Annotated in this window: 15 protein-coding genes; 6 read left to right on the forward strand and 9 right to left on the reverse strand. The window is 66.8% G+C overall.

The window, feature by feature from the left end; translation table 11 throughout:
* Positions 1 to 50: 50 nt before the first annotated feature.
* Both dapF and C7411_RS03265 read right to left on the reverse strand, forming a co-directional pair.
* On the reverse strand, positions 51 to 929 hold the full coding sequence (dapF, locus tag C7411_RS03260; protein WP_110383152.1) for a diaminopimelate epimerase: 879 nt from the start codon (positions 927 to 929) through the stop codon (positions 51 to 53).
* Positions 930 to 987: 58 nt separating this feature from the next.
* Positions 988 to 1,875 carry a lipid A biosynthesis lauroyl acyltransferase gene (locus tag C7411_RS03265; RefSeq protein ID WP_110383151.1) on the reverse strand — a complete coding sequence of 296 codons (888 nt, stop codon included), beginning with the start codon at positions 1,873 to 1,875 and terminating at the stop codon, positions 988 to 990.
* Positions 1,876 to 2,147: 272 nt separating this feature from the next.
* On the opposite strand from C7411_RS03265, the gene metK reads away from it, so the two are divergent.
* Positions 2,148 to 3,338 (forward strand): methionine adenosyltransferase, encoded by a 1,191-nt coding sequence (metK, locus tag C7411_RS03270; RefSeq protein ID WP_110383150.1) that lies wholly within the window; start codon positions 2,148 to 2,150, stop codon positions 3,336 to 3,338.
* A gap of 122 nt (positions 3,339 to 3,460) precedes the next feature.
* On the opposite strand, the gene C7411_RS03275 is transcribed toward metK, so the two are convergent.
* Entirely contained in the window at positions 3,461 to 3,829 is a 369-nt protein-coding gene (locus C7411_RS03275) for a hypothetical protein (protein ID WP_110383149.1), read from the reverse strand.
* 526 nt (positions 3,830 to 4,355) lie between these two features.
* Between C7411_RS03275 and C7411_RS03280 the strand changes: the two genes are divergently transcribed.
* Complete coding sequence (locus C7411_RS03280; RefSeq protein WP_110383148.1) at positions 4,356 to 5,117, forward strand: phytanoyl-CoA dioxygenase family protein; 762 nt, start codon at positions 4,356 to 4,358, stop codon at positions 5,115 to 5,117.
* A 23-nt stretch (positions 5,118 to 5,140) separates the two neighbouring features.
* On the opposite strand, the gene C7411_RS03285 is transcribed toward C7411_RS03280, so the two are convergent.
* Positions 5,141 to 5,347 (reverse strand): DUF3185 family protein, encoded by a 207-nt coding sequence (locus C7411_RS03285; protein WP_042265473.1) that lies wholly within the window; start codon positions 5,345 to 5,347, stop codon positions 5,141 to 5,143.
* 242 nt (positions 5,348 to 5,589) lie between these two features.
* Here C7411_RS03285 and mgrA point away from each other — a divergent pair, with 242 nt between their 5' ends.
* Both mgrA and C7411_RS03295 read left to right on the forward strand, forming a co-directional pair.
* Entirely contained in the window at positions 5,590 to 6,633 is a 1,044-nt protein-coding gene (mgrA, locus tag C7411_RS03290) for an L-glyceraldehyde 3-phosphate reductase (RefSeq protein ID WP_110383147.1), read from the forward strand.
* A 178-nt stretch (positions 6,634 to 6,811) separates the two neighbouring features.
* Positions 6,812 to 7,840: a fatty acid desaturase family protein gene (locus C7411_RS03295; protein WP_243413026.1), complete on the forward strand. Its 1,029-nt coding sequence runs from the start codon at positions 6,812 to 6,814 to the stop codon at positions 7,838 to 7,840.
* Positions 7,841 to 7,974: 134 nt separating this feature from the next.
* Here C7411_RS03295 and C7411_RS03300 read toward each other — a convergent pair whose 3' ends face one another.
* The 5 genes from C7411_RS03300 to C7411_RS03320 all read right to left on the reverse strand — a co-directional run bounded on the left by C7411_RS03300 (position 7,975) and on the right by C7411_RS03320 (position 15,847).
* Complete coding sequence (locus C7411_RS03300) at positions 7,975 to 8,160, reverse strand: hypothetical protein (RefSeq protein WP_042265480.1); 186 nt, start codon at positions 8,158 to 8,160, stop codon at positions 7,975 to 7,977.
* Between the two features lie 331 nt (positions 8,161 to 8,491).
* Entirely contained in the window at positions 8,492 to 9,733 is a 1,242-nt protein-coding gene (locus C7411_RS03305; RefSeq protein ID WP_243413027.1) for an MFS transporter, read from the reverse strand.
* Positions 9,734 to 9,844: 111 nt separating this feature from the next.
* Positions 9,845 to 11,386: an efflux transporter outer membrane subunit gene (locus tag C7411_RS03310; protein ID WP_110383144.1), complete on the reverse strand. Its 1,542-nt coding sequence runs from the start codon at positions 11,384 to 11,386 to the stop codon at positions 9,845 to 9,847.
* Positions 11,383 to 12,654, reverse strand: coding sequence for an efflux RND transporter periplasmic adaptor subunit (locus C7411_RS03315; RefSeq protein ID WP_110383143.1), 1,272 nt, complete (start codon positions 12,652 to 12,654; stop codon positions 11,383 to 11,385). The genes C7411_RS03310 and C7411_RS03315 overlap by 4 nt, the downstream gene beginning before the upstream one ends.
* A 10-nt stretch (positions 12,655 to 12,664) precedes the next feature.
* Complete coding sequence (locus C7411_RS03320; protein ID WP_110383142.1) at positions 12,665 to 15,847, reverse strand: efflux RND transporter permease subunit; 3,183 nt, start codon at positions 15,845 to 15,847, stop codon at positions 12,665 to 12,667.
* Positions 15,848 to 16,394: 547 nt separating this feature from the next.
* Between C7411_RS03320 and C7411_RS03325 the strand changes: the two genes are divergently transcribed.
* A complete protein-coding gene (locus C7411_RS03325) occupies positions 16,395 to 16,607 on the forward strand; it encodes a hypothetical protein (RefSeq protein ID WP_042265489.1) in 213 nt (70 codons plus the stop codon).
* 101 nt (positions 16,608 to 16,708) lie between these two features.
* The gene (locus C7411_RS03330) at positions 16,709 to 17,752 is read left to right on the forward strand and encodes a serine/threonine protein kinase (RefSeq protein WP_110383141.1); all 1,044 of its coding nucleotides are present in this window, start codon (positions 16,709 to 16,711) and stop codon (positions 17,750 to 17,752) included.
* Positions 17,753 to 17,758: the final 6 nt, after the last annotated feature.

Genomic DNA, 17,758 nt, shown 5'->3' on the forward strand with positions numbered 1-17,758 from the left:
ACGTTCTCTCGTTGCGCGCGCCGTACAAGGCCGATGGTACGTGCCAGGGCCTAGCCGGCCAGCTCGATCTCGCCTTCGAACACCGTGGCGGCCGGGCCCGCCATGCTGAGCGCGGTGGATTCGTCGCGCGCGCCGTCCCAGGCGATGGTCAGCAGGCCGCCGTGGGTATGCACCTTCACGGGCGTATCGAGCAGCCCGCGGCGAATGCCTGCCGCCACGGCCGCGCATGCGCCCGTGCCGCACGCGAGCGTTTCGCCTGCGCCGCGCTCGAATACGCGCAGCTTCACTTCGTTGCGCGAAACGATCTGCATGAAACCGGCATTCACCTTGTTCGGGAAGCGCGCATGCGTTTCGATGGCCGCGCCTTCTGCCTTCACCGGGTACGCCTCGACGTCGTCCACGACCTGCACCGCGTGTGGATTGCCCATCGAGACGACCGACACCCAGCGCCGCGCGCCGTGCATTTCGCCACCCAGGTCGAGCGGCCAGAGCGTGTCGTTGCCTTCGCGGCGGCCTTCGAGGCCGTTCGCGTCGAACGGCACGAGCGCCGGTTCGAACTCGGGGCGGCCCATGTCGACGACGACTTCACCGTTTTCCTGCACGACGAGCGTGATCGTGCCCTTCTGCACCTGCACGCGCACGCGGTTCGAATCGGTCAGCTTGCGGTCGCGCACGAATTTCACGAAGCAGCGCGCGCCGTTGCCGCAGTGCTCGACCTCGCCGCCGTCGCAATTGAAGATGCGGTAGCGAAAGTCCACGCCTTCCACGGTCGGCTTCTCGACCAGCAGCAACTGGTCCGCGCCGATGCCGAAGTGGCGGTCGGCGAGCGCACGCACACGCTCGGGCGTGAGCGCGAGGTCCTGGCTGTAGCCGTCGAGCACGACGAAGTCGTTGCCCGCGCCATGCATCTTGGTGAATTTGAGTTTCATGCCGCTATTGTAAGCGAGGCCCGGGCGAAAACCCGGGCCCGGGTCGTGTGCGCGACGCTCAGCTGTATACGCCAGGCTCGCCCGGCGGCCGCGTCTTGAAGCGCTTGTGGACCCAGTAGTACTGCTCGGGAATGCGCGGAATCTGTTCTTCGAGGAAGGCGTTCATGCGGCGTGCGTCGAGATCGTCGTCGCCGGTCGGATAATTTTCCCAAGGTTTGAACACTTTCAGCCGATAACCCTTGTAATCGGGCAGCACCTCGCCGATAAACGGTACAACCTGCGCATGACCCACCTTCGCCAGACGCCCCACCGCCGTGAGCGTGCACGCCGGCACGCCGAAGAAGGGCACGAACGTGGAGTTGCGCATGCCGTAGTCCATGTCGGCGCCGAGCATCACGGGCTTCCTGTCGCGCAGCCACCGCAGCACGGCGCGCGCGCTGTCCGCGCGGCTCACCATTTCCGCGCCGAAACGGCTGCGTCCCGCCTTCGCCGCAGCTTCGAATTCGGGGTTCGAGAACGGCTGGTAGAGCGAGCCGCACGGCCGGTGCAGCGAGTAGTTCAGGAACATGGAGCCCGCCTCGATGCCCACGAAATGCAGGCCGAGAAAGAGCGTGGGCGGCAGGTTCGGATCGGTCAGATCGATCTCGCTGTCGAGCTCGACGATTTTTTCGAGCTTCTTTGCCGAGGCGAACCATTGCACGCTGCGCTCCATGTAGCTGCGAATGGCGTGACGGAAGTGCAGCCCCGCCACTTCCTCGCGCTTTTCGTCGCTCCACTCGGGGAAGCACAGGCGCAGATTCGTATGAACGACGCGCTTGCGCCGGCTCGGGATCTTGTAGAGGAGCCAGCCGAGGCCGTCGCCCAGACGCGCGACGAAGCCATAGGGCAGCATCGCGAACAGCTTGAGCAAGCCGATGGCGAAACGGGAGCCGAGTTTGCCTAACATGCGGCAACTCCGCTGCAGGGCTTGCGAACTGTGGAAGGGGCGATGGACGGCACGCGGGGGAGACTCTGCGACAATTTAAGGAAGTCGCTATAATAAGGGCTTCGCCGAGTTAATAGACAACTTGCGGGGCGAAGCCGGTGGGCCGTGAACGACACGCGATCGATCGCGAATCATGGCAACCGGGCAGCAATTCCGCTAAAGCGTCGCCGCTTCAAAGCTCCCGAAGCTGGCTACGTGAACTCAACCGTCACCAGCTACAAGGAGCCTGACACGTGGCAAACGACTATTTCTTCACCTCCGAATCCGTCTCCGAAGGCCATCCGGACAAGGTCGCCGACCAGATCTCGGACGCGATCCTCGACGCCATCCTCACGCAAGACAAGTACTCGCGCGTTGCAGCGGAAACGCTGTGCAACACGGGTCTCGTCGTGCTCGCCGGTGAAATCACCACGACGGCCAACGTCGACTACATCCAGGTCGCGCGCGACACGATCAAGCGTATCGGCTACGACAACACCGACTACGGCATCGACTACCGCGGCTGCGCGGTGCTCGTCGCTTACGACAAGCAGTCGCCGGACATCGCCCAGGGCGTCGACCGCGCGCACGACAACAACCTCGACCAGGGCGCCGGCGACCAGGGCCTGATGTTCGGCTATGCATGCGACGAAACGCCCGAACTGATGCCGCTGCCGATCCACCTCTCGCACCGTCTGGTCGAGCGTCAGTCGAACCTGCGCCGCGACGGCCGTCTGCCCTGGCTGCGTCCGGATGCGAAGTCGCAGGTCACGATCCGCTACGTCGACGGCAAGCCCCACGCCATCGACACCGTCGTGCTCTCCACGCAGCACTCGCCGGACATCGATCTCGGCACGCTGCGCGAAGCCGTGATCGAAGAGGTCATCAAGCCGGTGCTGCCGGCCGACCTCATCAAGGGCGACATCAAGTTCCTCGTGAACCCGACCGGCCGCTTCGTGATCGGCGGCCCGCAGGGCGATTGCGGTCTCACGGGCCGCAAGATCATCGTCGATACGTACGGCGGCGCAGCCCCGCACGGCGGCGGTGCGTTCTCGGGCAAGGATCCGTCGAAGGTGGACCGCTCGGCAGCCTATGCTGGCCGCTACGTCGCGAAGAACATCGTGGCCGCCGGCCTCGCGTCGCGCTGCCTGATCCAGGTGTCGTACGCCATCGGCGTGGCTGAGCCGACCTCGGTCATGGTCAACACGTTCGGCACCGGCAAGGTGTCGGACGCGACCATCACGAAGCTCGTACGCGAACACTTCGACCTGCGTCCGAAGGGCATCATCCAGATGCTCGACCTGCTGCGCCCGGTCTACGAAAAGACCGCCGCTTACGGCCACTTCGGCCGCGAAGAGCCGGAATTCTCGTGGGAAGCGACCGACAAGGCGCTGGCTCTGGCCGAAGCCGCCGGCACGGAGCCGGTGGCTGCAGCCGTCGCGTAAGCGTTCGCAAGCCGGCCTCGCGCCGGCTCAAACGAAGCAAAACCCCGCAGGGCGCAAGCCCATGCGGGGTTTTTTGTTTTCTGCGGACTTTTGCGGACCGCGCAGCGCGGGTCGCGCGGGTATCAGCGCATGGCGAAGCCGAACCAGCCCGTGCTGCTCGCGGCCATACGGCGCGGCTTGCGCGTGCTGCGCGCCACATGAACCGTGGAGGGCGCGGCGAGCGTGCGCAGCGGCGCATTCGGACGATAGAGCAGCGTGCGCAGCGAGAAGTGACGCGAGCCCGAGCGCATGCGCAGCACGGAGAAGAACGAGTGGAACCAGGTGCGCATGCTGTCGACGGGCTTCGTCTCGCGCACCTGTTGCGCGAGCGCGCGGGTGCGGGCGGCGTGGTGTCGCAGTGCGCGTATCAGGTGACGGCGGGCGGGGCGCGCCGCTTTCAGGGCGGTGTGGGCGGCGTGGGTCATGCGTTGAGTATCGAAGAGGGTATGCATGGCGGTTGAGCAATCGGGTTCGAGGTGCGCCTTGCGCGACGCTTTGCGTCGAGCAGCAAACGTGCCTGTCTTCCAGGGCGTCACGATCCGGGTGGACGGGAGACGGGCCGCAAGGCGCGGCACAGGAGGCGACGCGACGGATTCTTCTGTTGGAGCGCCTTGTGTGGCAAGGCGTTCACGGCGATCCGCCCGTGCGATGAGAGTTCGGCGAAGTCAAACAACATGCGCAACAGGCTACACGCGAATCATGACCGCAGAAAGTCGGTTAATACCCGGTCCTGCGCGTCTTTGATGCACACGATCCTGCCCTTTGTCTTCATCGCGGTGCGCGCGCGCCATTCGCGTGCGGCTCGACGCCCGGCGCGCATGGAGCCACCTCGTGTGAGAGCGTGGTCCTTCCCGCCGTGCCGGCACGCTTTACAATCGGTGAGTCGGCGCGCGCCGACGCCGCAGCCGCGTCGTTTGAAGAAGCGATGCACGCGGGCTGCGGCCCTTGCTCGCATCGAGATCGCATAACGGAAGTCCCATGTCAGTCCAGTCAAAGAAAGAACAGGTGCAGGCGCTGCGCGAGCGCGGCTTCGTGGTCGTGCCGGGGCTCGTCTCGCCCGAGCGCTGCGAGGCGATCAAGCGGGTTGCGCAGGAGCAGCTGCTGGCCGCTGCCGCACCGCTCGAATTCGAAGCCGATTTGCGCTACCCCGGCGCGCCCGAATCGAAGGACGCTCCCGGCGGCCATACGGTGCGGCGCCTGCTCGACGCCTACTCGCGCCACGCGCTGTATCGCGAGTGGGCCACGTCGCCGGAAATCGCAGGTTGGATGGAGCTGTATTTCGGCGAGGAGCCGGTCCTGTCGCGCGCGCATCATAACTGCGTGATGACGAAGCACCCGCACTACGGCAGCCTCACGGGCTGGCACCGCGACGTGCGCTACTGGTCGTTCGAGCGCGACGACCTCGTTTCGGTCTGGCTCGCGCTCGGACCGGAGAAGATGGAAAACGGCGGCCTGTGGTTCGTGCCGGGCTCGCACGACGCGCCGTTCACCTCGGACAAGTTCGACGCCGCAAAATTCTTCCGCGCCGACCTGCCCGAGAACAAAGCGTGGATCGACCGCGCCGTCGCACCGGCGCTCGCCGCCGGCGATGTGGTCTTCTTCCACTGCAACACGCTGCATTCGGCGGGGCAGAACCAGAGCGATCAGGTGAAGTTTTCGCTCGTGTACACCTATCACGGCGCGAGCAACGTGCCGCTGCCGGGCACGCGCTCGGCGTCGAAGCCCGAAGTGAAGTTCTGAGCCGGCGCAGCCGTGCCTCGCGCCTAGCGCCGGCGCCCCGACATCGCGAGCCCGGTGATGCCCGCGAGCGTCGCGGCGATGCCGCCCCCAATCAGGAGGATCGTGCGGTCCGTGGGTGCGCCGGTAAACAGGCGCGACATGTCGTTCGCGAACGAATGGAGCGACTGGCCGCCGAAGTACAACAGGACGACGCCACAGGCGATGAGCGCGATCGAAACCGCTTTGGCCATGAACAACCTCTCGCAAAGGATGGACGCCGCAGTGTAGGCGAGTGGCCGCGGCGCGTCCAGGGTGCGGTTTTTCTTGCAGCCTGACGCGCGCTTACGCACCTTGCATCGCCTTTCCCGCATAGTGGGCATCTGCACGGCTTGGGCGGATTGGCTAACATAGCTGCCTCACGCGAGCGGCGCGCTTCACCGCGCGTCGCGCCCATCCCTTCGCTCACTTCCCGTTTTCGCCGAGGATTCAAACCATGGCTTACGAAGCAGCCTCAGAACGCTATTCGGACATGCAATACCGCTTTTGCGGCAAGTCGGGGCTCAAGCTGCCCGCGCTGTCGCTCGGTCTGTGGCACAACTTCGGCGACACCACGCCGATATCGACCCAGCGCGAGATCCTGCGCACCGCGTTCGATCTCGGCATCACGCACTTCGACCTCGCGAACAACTACGGCCCGCCGTACGGCAGTGCCGAAACCAACTTCGGGCGCATTTTCAGGGACGATTTCCGTCCGTACCGCGACGAGCTGCTGATCTCGTCGAAGGCGGGCTGGGACATGTGGCCGGGTCCGTACGGCCAGGGCGGCGGTTCGCGCAAGTACGTGCTCGCGAGCCTCGACCAGAGCCTGCAGCGCATGGGTCTCGACTACGTCGACATCTTCTATTCGCACCGCTTCGACGTGGAAACGCCGCTCGAAGAAACGGCGGGCGCGCTCGCCACGGCCGTGCAGCAGGGCAAGGCGCTTTATGTCGGCATCTCGTCGTATTCGCCCGCGAAGACGCGCGAAATGGCGAGGCTCCTCGCCGAATACAAGGTGCCGCTGCTGATTCACCAGCCCTCGTACAACATGCTCAACCGCTGGGTCGAGGAAGAACTGCTCGACACGCTCGAGGACCTGGGCACGGGCAGCATTGCGTTTACGCCGCTCGCGCAGGGCGTGCTGACGAACAAGTACCTGAACGGCGTGCCCCAGGACGCGCGCGTGAACCGCCCGGGCGGCGGCTCGCTCAAGAGCGAGCACCTGAGCGCGCAGAACATCGACCACGTGCGCAAGCTCAACGAACTCGCGCAGCGCCGCGGCCAGAGCCTCGCGCAGATGGCGATCGCCTGGACGCTGCGCGGCGGCCGCGTGACCTCGGCGCTGATCGGCGCAAGCCGCGCGGAGCAGGTGCGCGAGAACGTCGCGGCGCTGAAGAACCTGGCGTTCTCGACGGAAGAACTCGCGGAGATCGACCGCTATGCGACCGAAGGCGGCGTGAACCTGTGGGAGAAGCCGTCGACCGATCAGCCCATCTGAGCGGCACGCTTCGGCCCGCTTCTGCCCGCTTTCCGGAGCAAAGAACCGTCTCCTCGCGAGACGGTTCTTTATGTGCGAACGATCGGCGCACATCGGCCATGACCGCACGGCGCGCCATTCTTCGCCTTGTCATGTGGCCCTGCTAACGTCGCGGCAGCCTTTGCCGCGAGGAATCACCATGGAGTTCCCGAGCGCCGAAACCGAAGCGCTTTCCCCGTCCGCCATCCACGCTGAACCCGCCAGGCGGCCAACCCGCCCACCGCAGCCTGCCACGGCGGCCCGCATGAACGCCGCGCTGATCGCGTTCGCGTTCACGGCGCTCTGCTACGAACTCATCGGATTGCCGCTGTTGCTGGATGCAGCGGGCGGCCCGACGCTCGCCCTGCTGGCGACGCTCGCGCCCGTCGTGCTTGCCACGCCGATCCACTGGGGCCTCATTCACGAAGGCATACACGGACAACTGGCGCGCGACCGGCGCATGAACGAGTGGCTCGCCCGCGCGCTCTCGATCGGTCTGGCCATGCCGTTCGACGCCGTGCGTTTCGGACACCTGATGCATCACCGCTTCACGCGCGAGCCGTTCGACCGGCCCGATGTGCACGACATGCACGACGCGGATGGGCCGCGCTGGCGTCGTCGCGTGGCGTACTACGGGCGGCTGATGGGCGGGCTGTACCTCGCCGAATTGCTGTTGCCGCTGCTGGCGCTGATGCCTGTGCGGTTCGCACGCGCGATCATCGAGCGCGGCGTGGGGGCGCACGGTCGCGAAGGCATGCAGGTGCAGCGGCTCTTCGCGAACCACGCCGCCGATCCCGTGAGGCGCCGCCGCGCGCGGCGCGACTGGTTTGCGTCGCTCACCCTTTATGCGGTTTCGTTCGCCCTCTACGGCAAGGCCTGGCCCGTGCTGCTCGCAGCGATGTACCTGCGCGGACTATGGCTCTCGCTTGCCGACAACCTGCCGCACTACGGCGTCGCGCTCGACGAACCGGGCCGCGCGCGGGACTTTCGCGTGCCGCGCGCGCTGGGCGTGCTGCTGATGAATCACCATCTGCATCGCCAGCATCATCTGCATCCGACGCTGCCCTGGACGGCGCTGCCAGCGCTCGCGCACGCCGAAGCGGCCGCAGGCGCGGCGGCGCGCGCGGGCTATCTGGCCGCTGCGTTGCGTCAGTTCAGGGGCTTGCAGCCGGGCATCGATCCCGGCTGAGAGGGAGGGGACGAGCGAATGGCGCGCGTGCGCGCAAACCGCGGCACTTCGAGCCGCGAGGATGCCGCTACGTCACTGCGCGCCGGCGCTTCGCGAGCCGCCTTGCGTCCAATGATGCGTGCGAAAAACGTACGCTACATCAGCGCCGGCAGCGTCTCGACGAGTGCAACGGCCGCGAGTGCGCCGATCAGCGCGCCGATCACGCGCAGCGTGTTGTGTCTGAATTCCGTCGCGCACGGCACCGCGCCAAGAAAGAGCGCGCCAGCGAGGGCCATCGGGATGATCATCACGAAATCGCCGATCGTGAAATAACCTTCCATGCTCGTCTCCTTATCGTATGGGCGACGAAGGCTCGCAATGGTTGTCGTTCTCGTCGTCATGCCGATGGCAAGACGTTGCGGCCCCGGGCCTGAAGTCGAGTATAGGTGAGGGCGGCGAGCACGGCGGCGCGCGCGTGCGCCGCGAGGTTCCCCGTGATGCGCCTGCCACGCCGCAAAAGCCCGCCAGAGGCGGCGTTGCGCCGCGGTGCGAGGCGCGCGGGCCGCCAATCCCGAGTCGTCTGAATATTACGAAAATCTTTCGATTGCGGTGGCGGGCAGCACACAAAAGCGAGGATGCGCACGTTGCATGCCGCGCAGGCGGCGTCCCGGCTCAGGCCGCTCCGGCGCGCTCGCGTCTGCGCAACGTGAGCGCCAGTACGAGCCCCACGGCCAGCAGCACGATCACGAGGCCGGCCACGCCGCCCCAGCCCGCGCCGGCCCAGAAGTGCCCGCCGATCGAACCCATCACGCTCGACCCGAGGTAATAGGCGAGCAGGTAAAGCGCGGCCGCCTGGCCCTTCGCTTCGCGCGCGAGCCTGCCGATCCAGCCGCTCGCCACCGCATGCCCCGCGAAGAAACCGATGGTCAGGCAGGCGATGCCCGCCGCAATCGCCGCGAGCGGCGCGAACAAGGTGAGCACGACGCCCGCAAGCATCAGCGCGAGGCTGGCGATCAGCACGCGGCCGCGCCCGAACGTGTCGGCCATGCGGCCCGACCATGGCGAGGCGACCACGCCGGTCAGGTAGACGAGGAAAATCGCGCCGATGGCCGCCTGGCTCATGTGATAAGGCGGCGCGATCAACCGGTAGCCGATGTAGTTGTAGAGCGTGACGAAACTGCCCATCAGCACGAAGCCCATGGCGAACAGCATGGGCAGGCCGGGCTGGGCGAAATGGCGTAGCAGCGCAGCGCGATGATGCGCGAAGCCCAGGCCGCTCTTCGGCGCGAAGTGGCGCGAGGGCGGCAGGAGCGAGCGGAACGCGAGCATGGAGGCGAGCCCGAGGACGCCGATGACGGCCACGGCCGCACGCCAGCCGAACAGATCGGTCGCGATGCCCGTGATCACGCGCCCCGCCATGCCGCCGATCGCCGTGCCGCCCACGTAGAGGCCCATCGAAAGGCCGAGGCCGTCCGGGTGCATTTCCTCGGCGAGCCAGGCCATGGCCACGGCAGGCACGCCGCCGAGCGCGATGCCCTGGAGCGTGCGCAGCACGAGCAGCTCGTGCCAGTGCGGCACGAAGGCGGTGGCGAGCGTGAGCAGCGACGAAGCGCACAGCGACGCGGTCATCATGCCGCGCCGGCTCCAGCCTTCGGAGATGAAGCCTGCGACGAAGATCGCGATGGCGAGCGCGGCCGTGGTGAACGAGAGCGAGAGGCTGCTTTGCGCGGGGCTCACGCCGAAGGTTTCGGAGAACGCGGGCAGGAGCGGCTGCACACAGTAGAGAAGCGAAAAGGTGGCGTAGCCGGCGAACAGCAGCGCGAGGCTTGCGCGCCAGAATTCGGGGGTGCCGCGTTCGATGTACGGAACGGCGGTGGGCGCGCAAGTGCGCGGGGCGCCCGGTGATGCGGTCACGACTTGATCTCCTGTCCCGCGCAAAGCGCAGATATTGCAAAGGCGCAACGATACGCCTGTTGGGCAAATGGCGTTGTCGAGCGCTGCAGGCCGGGTGCCTGGCGCAGCCGCTTAGCCTGGAGAGCGCAAGGCGCCCGGCGCGCTCGCCGCAGCGCCCGGCGGCCCGCTGGCGGGCTGCGCTTTTGGCGCATCGTCCGGGTGGACCAGCGCCGCATCGCCCGGCAAATCCGCCGTGCCCCAGCCGCCGCCCAGCGCCTTCACGAGCGCGACGCTCGCCGCCATGCGCCGGCGCGAGATCGCCACCGCCTGGCGCTCGTTGGTGAGCGCCGTGGTTTGCGCGACCACCACGTCGAGGTACGTGATCGCGCCGCTCAGGTAGCGGTTGTTGATGGTGACGAGCGTGCGCCGCGCGGCATCCACCGCGCGGTCCTGGGCCGCCGCTTCCTGTTCCAGCACGCGCAGCGCCGCGAGGTTGTCCTCGACCTCGCCGAAGGCGTCGAGCACCGTCTGGCGATACTGCGCGACGTTCTCGTCGTACTGGGCGCGCGCTTCGTTGCGCACCGCCTCGCGCCCGCCGAAGTCGATCAGCGTGCCCGCGAGCGTCGGCCCGAGCGACCAGAAGCGCGCGGGCGCGACGAGCCACTGGCTGAAGTGGGTCGCCTCGAGCCCGCCCGTGACCGCGAGCATGAGGCTCGGGAAGAATGCCGCCGTCGCCACGCCCACCTGCGCGTTCGCGGCGGCGACGCGGCGCTCGGCAGCCGCGATGTCGGGGCGCCGTTCGAGCAGCGTCGATGGCACGCCCGGCGGGCTCGCGACCGCGCGCACCACGTAGGCCTCCTTCGGCGCGGCCGCGAGCGTGAACGTGGAGGGCGACTGTCCGATGAGAATCGCGATGGCATGCTCGAGCTGCGCGCGCTGCACGCCGAGATCGATCGCCTGCGCCTCGGTGGTCTGCAGCTGCGTTTGCGCCTGGCCCACATCGGCGTCGGTGGCGATGCCGCCCGCGTAGCGGTTCTGCGTGAGTTCGAGCGACTCGCGGTATGCCTTGATCGTGTCGTCGAGCAGTTGCCGTTCGCGGTCGATGCCGCGCAGCTCGAAGTAGTCGGTCGCGAGTTCGGCCTGCATCGAGAGCAGCACGGCCTGCCTGTCGGCGGCGCTCGCCTGCGCATTCGCCTTCGCGGCCTCGACGTTGCGTGCCACGCGGCCCCAGAGGTCGGGCTCCCATGTGGCGTCGATGCCCACGGCGTAGTCGTTGATCGTTTGACCGGCCTTCGACGTGTACAGCACATTCTGCGAAGTGCGGTAGCGCGAAAAGTCGCCGCTTGCCGTCACGAGCGGGAAAAAGCTCGAGCGCTGCTGCGCGACGTTCGCACGCGCGGCGCGAAAGTGCGCCTGCGCGGCCTGCACGTTCTGGTTCGCGCCTTCGACCTGGGCTTCGAGTGCGTCGAGCGTGGCGTCCTCGTAGATCGTCCACCACGCGCCGCGCGACGCGTCGTCGGCGGGCTGAGCAAGCGTCCAGCCCGTGCCTTCGAGTTCCTTGAACGTCGCGGCCACGGGCATGGCCGGGCGCACATAGTCGGGCCCGACCGTGCAGGCGCCGAGTGCCGCAAGCATGGCCAACGCGAGAAGTCGAATCCGCGCACGCTTCATCATTCGCCCTGCGCCTGCGCGGAATTGCCCGCAGTGCCCGCAGCGCCCGCCGCGCCCGCACCGCTCGCGCCATGCGCGGCACCGGCCTCGTGCTCGCCGCGCGGCTGCACGATGCGCACCGGCGTACCGTCGACGATCGCATCCTGCGGATTGACGATCACGCGCTCGTTTCCCGTGAGCCCCGCCGCCACCGCCACGCGCGTGCCGAAGTCGGTGCCGGGCGTGACCTTTACGAGCTTCACGCGGTTTTGCGCATCGACGGTCGCGACCTTCACGCCGTCCGGGCGGAACAGGAAGGCGTTGCCGGGCAGCGTCATCGGCGTGGCCGAGCCGTCGAGCGCGAAGTGGACCTGCGCATACGCGCCGGGCAGCAGTTCGCCGCTGCGGTTGTCCACGTCGACTTCCACTAGCATCGTGCGCTGCTGCGCGTCGACCGCGCCCGCCGTGCGCGCGACGACGCCTGGAAACTGCTTGCCCTGCTCCTCGTTGAGCGTGAGATACGCGTGCTGCTGCACGCGGATCTGCTGCGCGTAAGCCTGCGGCACGTTGGCGTACACGCGCAGACGGTCGGCCTGCGCAAGATGAAACAGCTCCTTTTGCGAGGTGCCGCCGTTGCCCGCGTCGATGAGCGCGCCCACGTCCACGTTGCGCGCGGTGACGATGCCGTCGAAGGGCGCCGTCACGCGTTCGTACGACTGCAGCTGCGAGAGCCGCGAGACGTTGAAGCGCGCACTGTCGAGCGTGGCCTTTTTCGCGAGCATGTCGCCGACTTTTTCGTCGGTGTCCTGTTTCGCCACCGAGCGCGTTTGCAGCATCTGCGTCCAGCGGTCGGCGGTGGTTCTGGCGAGTGCGTAGTTCGCTTCGGCGTTGGCGAGATCGGCGCGCGCGGCGCGCAGCTGGTCGTCCACTTCGGGCGCGTCGATTTCGGCGAGCAACTGGCCCGCCTTCACGTGCGCGCCGATGTCGAAGTACCACTTGCGCAGATAACCGCTCGTGCGCGCGTAGATCGGCGTATCGAGAAACGCCTGCACGTTGCCCGGCAACACGAGATCGAGCGCGCGCGCCGAGCGTTGCGGCGTGACCACCTGCACGGAAAGCGTGCTCGCGCTTTTCGCCTCGCGTTCGAGCGCCGCGTGCGCGTTATGGCGCGACCAGATGCCCTGCGCGGCGAGCCCGAGCACGACGAGCGCGGCGAGCACGATGGGCCAGCGCCGCGGCTTGTGGGGACGATGCGGCGCTTGCGGCGAAGGCGTTGGCGAATGAGTCGTCATGACAGGGTATTCACGATTTGGGCACCACGTTTTCACTGGCGCGCTGGCGGCGCTCGCCGAGCTTGCGGTAGATGAGCGAGAACACCACGGGCACGAAGATCAGCGTGGCGAGCGTGCCCACCGCGAGACCGCCGATCACGGCGCGCCCGAGCGGGGCGTTCTGCTCGCCGCCTTCGCCAAGGCCGATGGCCATCGGCACCATGCCGATCACCATGGCGAGCGCGGTCATGAGCACCGGGCGAAAGCGTGTATAGCCCGCTTCGATCGCAGCGCGCGCCGCGTCGCCGTGCAGGCGCAACTGCTCGCGCGCGAAGCTGATGACGAGAATGGAGTTCGCCGTGGCGATGCCGATACACATGACTGCGCCCGTGAGCGCGGGAATGGAAAGCGTGGTGTGCGTGAGGAACAGCATCCAGACAATGCCCGCGAGCGCGCCCGGCAGCGCCGTGATGATGATGAACGGATCGAGCCACGACTGGAAGTTCACGACGATCAGCAGATACACGAGCACGATCGCGAAGACGAGCCCGCCGAACAGTCCGGAGAACGAATCGTTCATTGTCTGGACCTGGCCGCGCAGCTTGATGCTCGACGTCTTTGGCAGTTCGCCGCGCGTCTCGCCGATGATCTTCGCGATGTCGTCGGAAACGGCGCCGAGATCCCGTCCGTCGGCGGTACCGTAAATGTCGATGGTGGTCTGCGCGTCGTAGTGCGTGACCACCGCGTCGCCCGCCACGCGCTGCATGCTCGCGAGCGAGCCGAGTATGTTGCTGCGCCCGTTGGCGGTGAGCGGAATGTTGGCGAGCGACTGCAGCGAATCGATCGTGTATTGCGGGGCTTCGGTCACGACGTTGTAGCTCACCCCGTTGACCGGATTGAGCCAGAACGTCGGCGTGGTCTGCTGGCTGCCCGAGAGCGTGATGAGCAGGTCGCTTGCCACGTCCTTCTGCGTGAAGCCCGCCTGCTGCGCGCGCGTGCGGTCCACGTCGATGAAAATGCGCGGCAGGTCCGCGGGCTGCTGGATGCGCGCGTCGGCGAAACCGGGCACGCCGCGCAGCCGCGCGAGCAGGTTCGCGGCGAACGCGCGATTGCCGGCCACGTCGCGGCCCACGATCTGCACGTCGATGGGCGAAGGCATGCCGAAGTTCAGCGTCTGGCTCACGATATCGGCGGGCAGGAAGGCGAACTGCACGCCCGGGAACTCGTCGTTGAGCGTGCGCCGCAACAGGCGCACGTACCCGGCGCTCGGGTGATGGTCCTCGTTCAGCGAGATCAGCACGTCGGCGTCGGAGGTGCCGATGGTGCCCGTGTTGCTGTACGAGAGGTTGATGCCCGAGACCGGCAGGCCGATGTTGTCGATGATCGAATGCAGCTCGTTAGGCGGAATCAGCGTGCGCACGCGCTTGTCGATGCGGTCGACGAGCACGGCGGTTTCTTCCACGCGCATGCCGGTTTTCGCGCGCACGTGCAGCGCGATGGTGCCCGCATCGACCTGCGGAAAGAAGTCGCGCCCGAGGAACGGCATGAGCAGCAACGACGCGCCACAGCAGCCGAGAAACGCCACGACGAACCACCCGGGACGCTTCACGCGCGCCGCGAGAAACACGCGATACCGCTCGCGCAGCGCTTCGAAGCCGCGCTCGAACGCGAGGTGCACGCGCATGAACGGATTGCGCGTCGCGCCATGCAGGTGATGCGGGCCGGCGGGCCTGTGATGATGGCGCATCAGGTACTTCGCGAGCGTGGGCACGAGCGTGCGCGAGAAGAAGTAGGAGGCCAGCATCGCGAACACCACGGCTTGCGCGAGCGGAATGAAGAGGTAATGCGCCACGCCCGTGAGGAGGAACATCGGCACGAACACGATGCAGATGGAGAGCGTGGAGACGAGCGTGGGAATCGCGATCTGATGCGCGCCGTCGAGAATCGCCTGTTCCAGCGTCTTGCCTTGCTCCAGTTGCTGGCTGATGTTCTCGATCGCGACCGTTGCGTCGTCAACCAGAATACCGACCGCGAGCGCGAGCCCGCCCAGCGTCATGATGTTGATGGTCTCGCCGAGCGCCGCGAGCACGATCACCGAGGTGATCATCGAAAGCGGAATCGAGATCGCGATGATGAGCGTGGCGCGCCAGTTGCCAAGGAACAGCAGGATCATGAGCGCCGTGAGCGCCGCCGCAATGAGCGCTTCGCGCAGCACGCCCTGCACGGAGGCGCGCACGAAGAGCGACTGGTCGGCGACCGGGTCGATATTGAGCGACGGCGGCACGAGATTGCGCAGCGTCGGCATCATGTCCTTGATGCGATCGACGATCTCCAGCGTCGACGTGTTGCCGCTCTTGTTGATGGTGAGCAGCGAGGCGCGCTGGCCGTCCACGCGCACGATATTGGTTTGCGGCACGTAGCCGTCGCGCACGTGCGCCACGTCGCGGATGTAGATCGTGCCGCTCGCCGTGGTTTTCACGGGAATGTCGTTCAGGCCCGCTAAGCTGTCGGGGCTCGCATTCATCGTCACCGAATATTCGGTTGCGCCTATTTTGGCCGTCCCCGAAGGCAGGATGAGGTTCTGTGCGCTGATCGCGCTCACCACGTCCATGGGGGAGAGATTGTGCTGCTGCAGCGCGCGCTGGTCGATATCGACCATGATCTGCCGCTGCTTGCCGCCATAGGGCAGCGGCGCGGAGGCGCCCGGCACGGTCGCGAGCTGCGTCTTCAGGAAGTTGTTGCCGTAGTCGAACAGTGCCTGCTCGGTCAGCTGCGGCGAAGAAAGCGACAGGCGCAGGATCGGCACCGTCGAGGCGTTGTAGCGCAGGATGAACGGCGGCTGGATGCCGGGCGGCAGCGAGCGCAACTGCGCCTGTGACAGCGCCGTGACTTCGGCGAGCGCTTCCTGGATATTGGCATGCGGCTGGAAGAAGATCTTCACGACCGCAATGCCGTTAAGCGACGTCGATTCGGTGTGCTCGATATCGTTCACCGCAACGGAAAGGCCGCGCTCGTAGTTGAGCACGATGCGCTTTTCCATCTCGTCTGCGGGCAGACCCGTGTAGGTCCAGATCACCGAGAGCACCGGAATGTCGATGTTCGGGAAGATGTCCGTGGGCGTGCGCAGGATCGTCAGCGGCCCGATGATCAAAAGCAGCAACGCGAGCACGACAAACGTGTACGGGCGCTTGAGCGCGAGTCGAACGATCCACATGGAACGACAGGTTCCTTCGCTGATGGTGGAGTGTGGCTCGCGCGGCTGGTCTGGCCGCGGTGGCGAGCGTTCAGGTTATCGGTATCGCGGCCGGCTGTGGTGGCGCGCGCGAGGGCTTTGCCTGTGCTGCGCCGGGCCTTTGTGGTGCACGGTTGGGACAGGACTATAGCGCCAGACAGCATGCGTCAGCGTACTTTTTCAGGGACTGCCCTGGCAATGCCGCGAAGAATGGGGTTTACCATCTGTTACAGTCAGCCTTTCGTAAGTTGCGCGAACAAGACTGGGCGGGGTTGTGACGGCACGAAGCGGCTTCTGCACGCGCCCGTTGATACACCCCCCTATTTTTTTGCTTTGCTCGCGCGCTCAAACAGGCAACAATGGGGAAGCCAAGGGTCCGGCCGTGCTTGAGCGCGCGGCGAGAGCGGGTCGCCCGAGGCGGGTTTGGATGCGCGCGCAACCGATGGTGCGCATCGGTTTTTTTGTCAGCATGCCGACCGGACTTCCTTCGAGGGAGCCGGCGAAGGTAGCGAGGTAACGGGGAAACATCATGCAAATCGGTTCTATCGTCCGTTCCGTTCATATCGCGGTGCCACAGGGCGCGCGCGGCATTGTGATGCGCATTCTCGGCGACATGGCGATGGTGACGTGGTATGCCGGAGAGCCTGGCTCGTCGGCGCAGCTCAACACCGAGCCCTTTTTTCTCGAAGATCTGATCGATACGGGCGAGCACGTCATGCCCGCCGGCGCGCAGCTCCACTGAGCCTGGGCCCTGTGACACGTTGACGAGGCGCGCAGCGCCTCGTCGCGGGGTTGCGCGCGGCGCACTCGCCGGCACTGCCCGCAAGAGGCACAATTGCGGGTATGAATCACGATCCTTCCTTTATCCCGGGCGAGCCCGGCGATTCCAGCGACCAGCAAGCCGCGCCCTACGCGCGCCTCACGCCCGAATGCGTGCTCGACGCCGTCGACGGCGTGCTGATCCCGGCCGGTCGCCGCACCGATGGGCGCATGCTCGCGCTCAACAGTTACGAGAACCGCGTGTACCAGGTGGGCGTGGAAGACGGCCCGCCGCTCGTCGCCAAGTTCTATCGCCCCGAGCGCTGGAGCGACGAGGCGATCCTCGAAGAGCACGCATTCGTCGCCGAACTCGCCGCGCGCGAGATTCCGGCCGTGCCCGCGCTCGCCTTCGAAGGGCGCACGCTGCACGGGTTCGAGGGGTTTCGCTTCTCGCTGTTCGAGCGGCGCGGCGGCCGCGCGCCCGATCTGGACCGCAGCGACACGCTCGAATGGCTCGGCCGTTTCATCGGCCGCATTCACGCCGTGGGCGCGACGAGGCCGTACGAGGCGCGCCCCACGCTCGACATTCAATCCTACGGCTACGAGCCGCGCGCGTATCTGCTCGAACAGGGCTTCGTGCCGACAGACCTGCGCGAAGCGTGGCAGGCCGCGGTGACGCTCGCGCTCGAAGGCGTGGAGGCGGCCTTCGAGCGTGCGGGCGACGTGCGTTCGCTGCGCCTGCACGGCGACTGCCATCCGAGCAACGTGCTCTGGACCGACGCCGGCCCGCATTTCGTGGACTTCGACGACAGCCGCATGGGTCCCGCTATCCAGGATTTGTGGCTGCTGTTGCCCGGCGATCGCGCGGGCGCTTCGCGCGCGATGGCGGATCTGCTCGCCGGTTATGAGGACTTCTGCGAATTCGAGCCGCGCGAGCTGCATCTCGTCGAAGCGCTGCGCACGCTGCGCCTCATCCACTACTCGGCTTGGCTCGCGCGCCGCTGGCACGACCCCGCGTTTCCGGCCGCCTTCCCGTGGTTCAACACGCAGCGCTACTGGGAAGAGCGCATTCTCGAATTGCGCGAGCAGATCGGCGCGATGCAGGAAGGCCCGCTCTGGCCGGTGTGAACGCCG

The sequence above is a fragment of the Paraburkholderia silvatlantica genome (genome assembly GCF_003096715.1).
Classification (GTDB): Bacteria; Pseudomonadota; Gammaproteobacteria; order Burkholderiales; family Burkholderiaceae; genus Paraburkholderia; species Paraburkholderia silvatlantica.

Coding starts and splice junctions, on each gene's coding strand:
- mgrA (WP_110383147.1), top strand. CDS start 5,590: ATGGCTTACGAAGCAGCCTCAGAACGCTATTCGGACATGCAATACCGC.
- C7411_RS03275 (WP_110383149.1), bottom strand. CDS start 3,829: ATGCATACCCTCTTCGATACTCAACGCATGACCCACGCCGCCCACACC.
- C7411_RS03320 (WP_110383142.1), bottom strand. CDS start 15,847: ATGTGGATCGTTCGACTCGCGCTCAAGCGCCCGTACACGTTTGTCGTG.
- C7411_RS03330 (WP_110383141.1), top strand. CDS start 16,709: ATGAATCACGATCCTTCCTTTATCCCGGGCGAGCCCGGCGATTCCAGC.
- C7411_RS03285 (WP_042265473.1), bottom strand. CDS start 5,347: ATGGCCAAAGCGGTTTCGATCGCGCTCATCGCCTGTGGCGTCGTCCTG.
- dapF (WP_110383152.1), bottom strand. CDS start 929: ATGAAACTCAAATTCACCAAGATGCATGGCGCGGGCAACGACTTCGTC.
- C7411_RS03265 (WP_110383151.1), bottom strand. CDS start 1,875: ATGTTAGGCAAACTCGGCTCCCGTTTCGCCATCGGCTTGCTCAAGCTG.
- C7411_RS03295 (WP_243413026.1), top strand. CDS start 6,812: ATGGAGTTCCCGAGCGCCGAAACCGAAGCGCTTTCCCCGTCCGCCATC.
- C7411_RS03300 (WP_042265480.1), bottom strand. CDS start 8,160: ATGGAAGGTTATTTCACGATCGGCGATTTCGTGATGATCATCCCGATG.
- C7411_RS03310 (WP_110383144.1), bottom strand. CDS start 11,386: ATGATGAAGCGTGCGCGGATTCGACTTCTCGCGTTGGCCATGCTTGCG.
- C7411_RS03325 (WP_042265489.1), top strand. CDS start 16,395: ATGCAAATCGGTTCTATCGTCCGTTCCGTTCATATCGCGGTGCCACAG.
- C7411_RS03315 (WP_110383143.1), bottom strand. CDS start 12,654: ATGACGACTCATTCGCCAACGCCTTCGCCGCAAGCGCCGCATCGTCCC.
- C7411_RS03280 (WP_110383148.1), top strand. CDS start 4,356: ATGTCAGTCCAGTCAAAGAAAGAACAGGTGCAGGCGCTGCGCGAGCGC.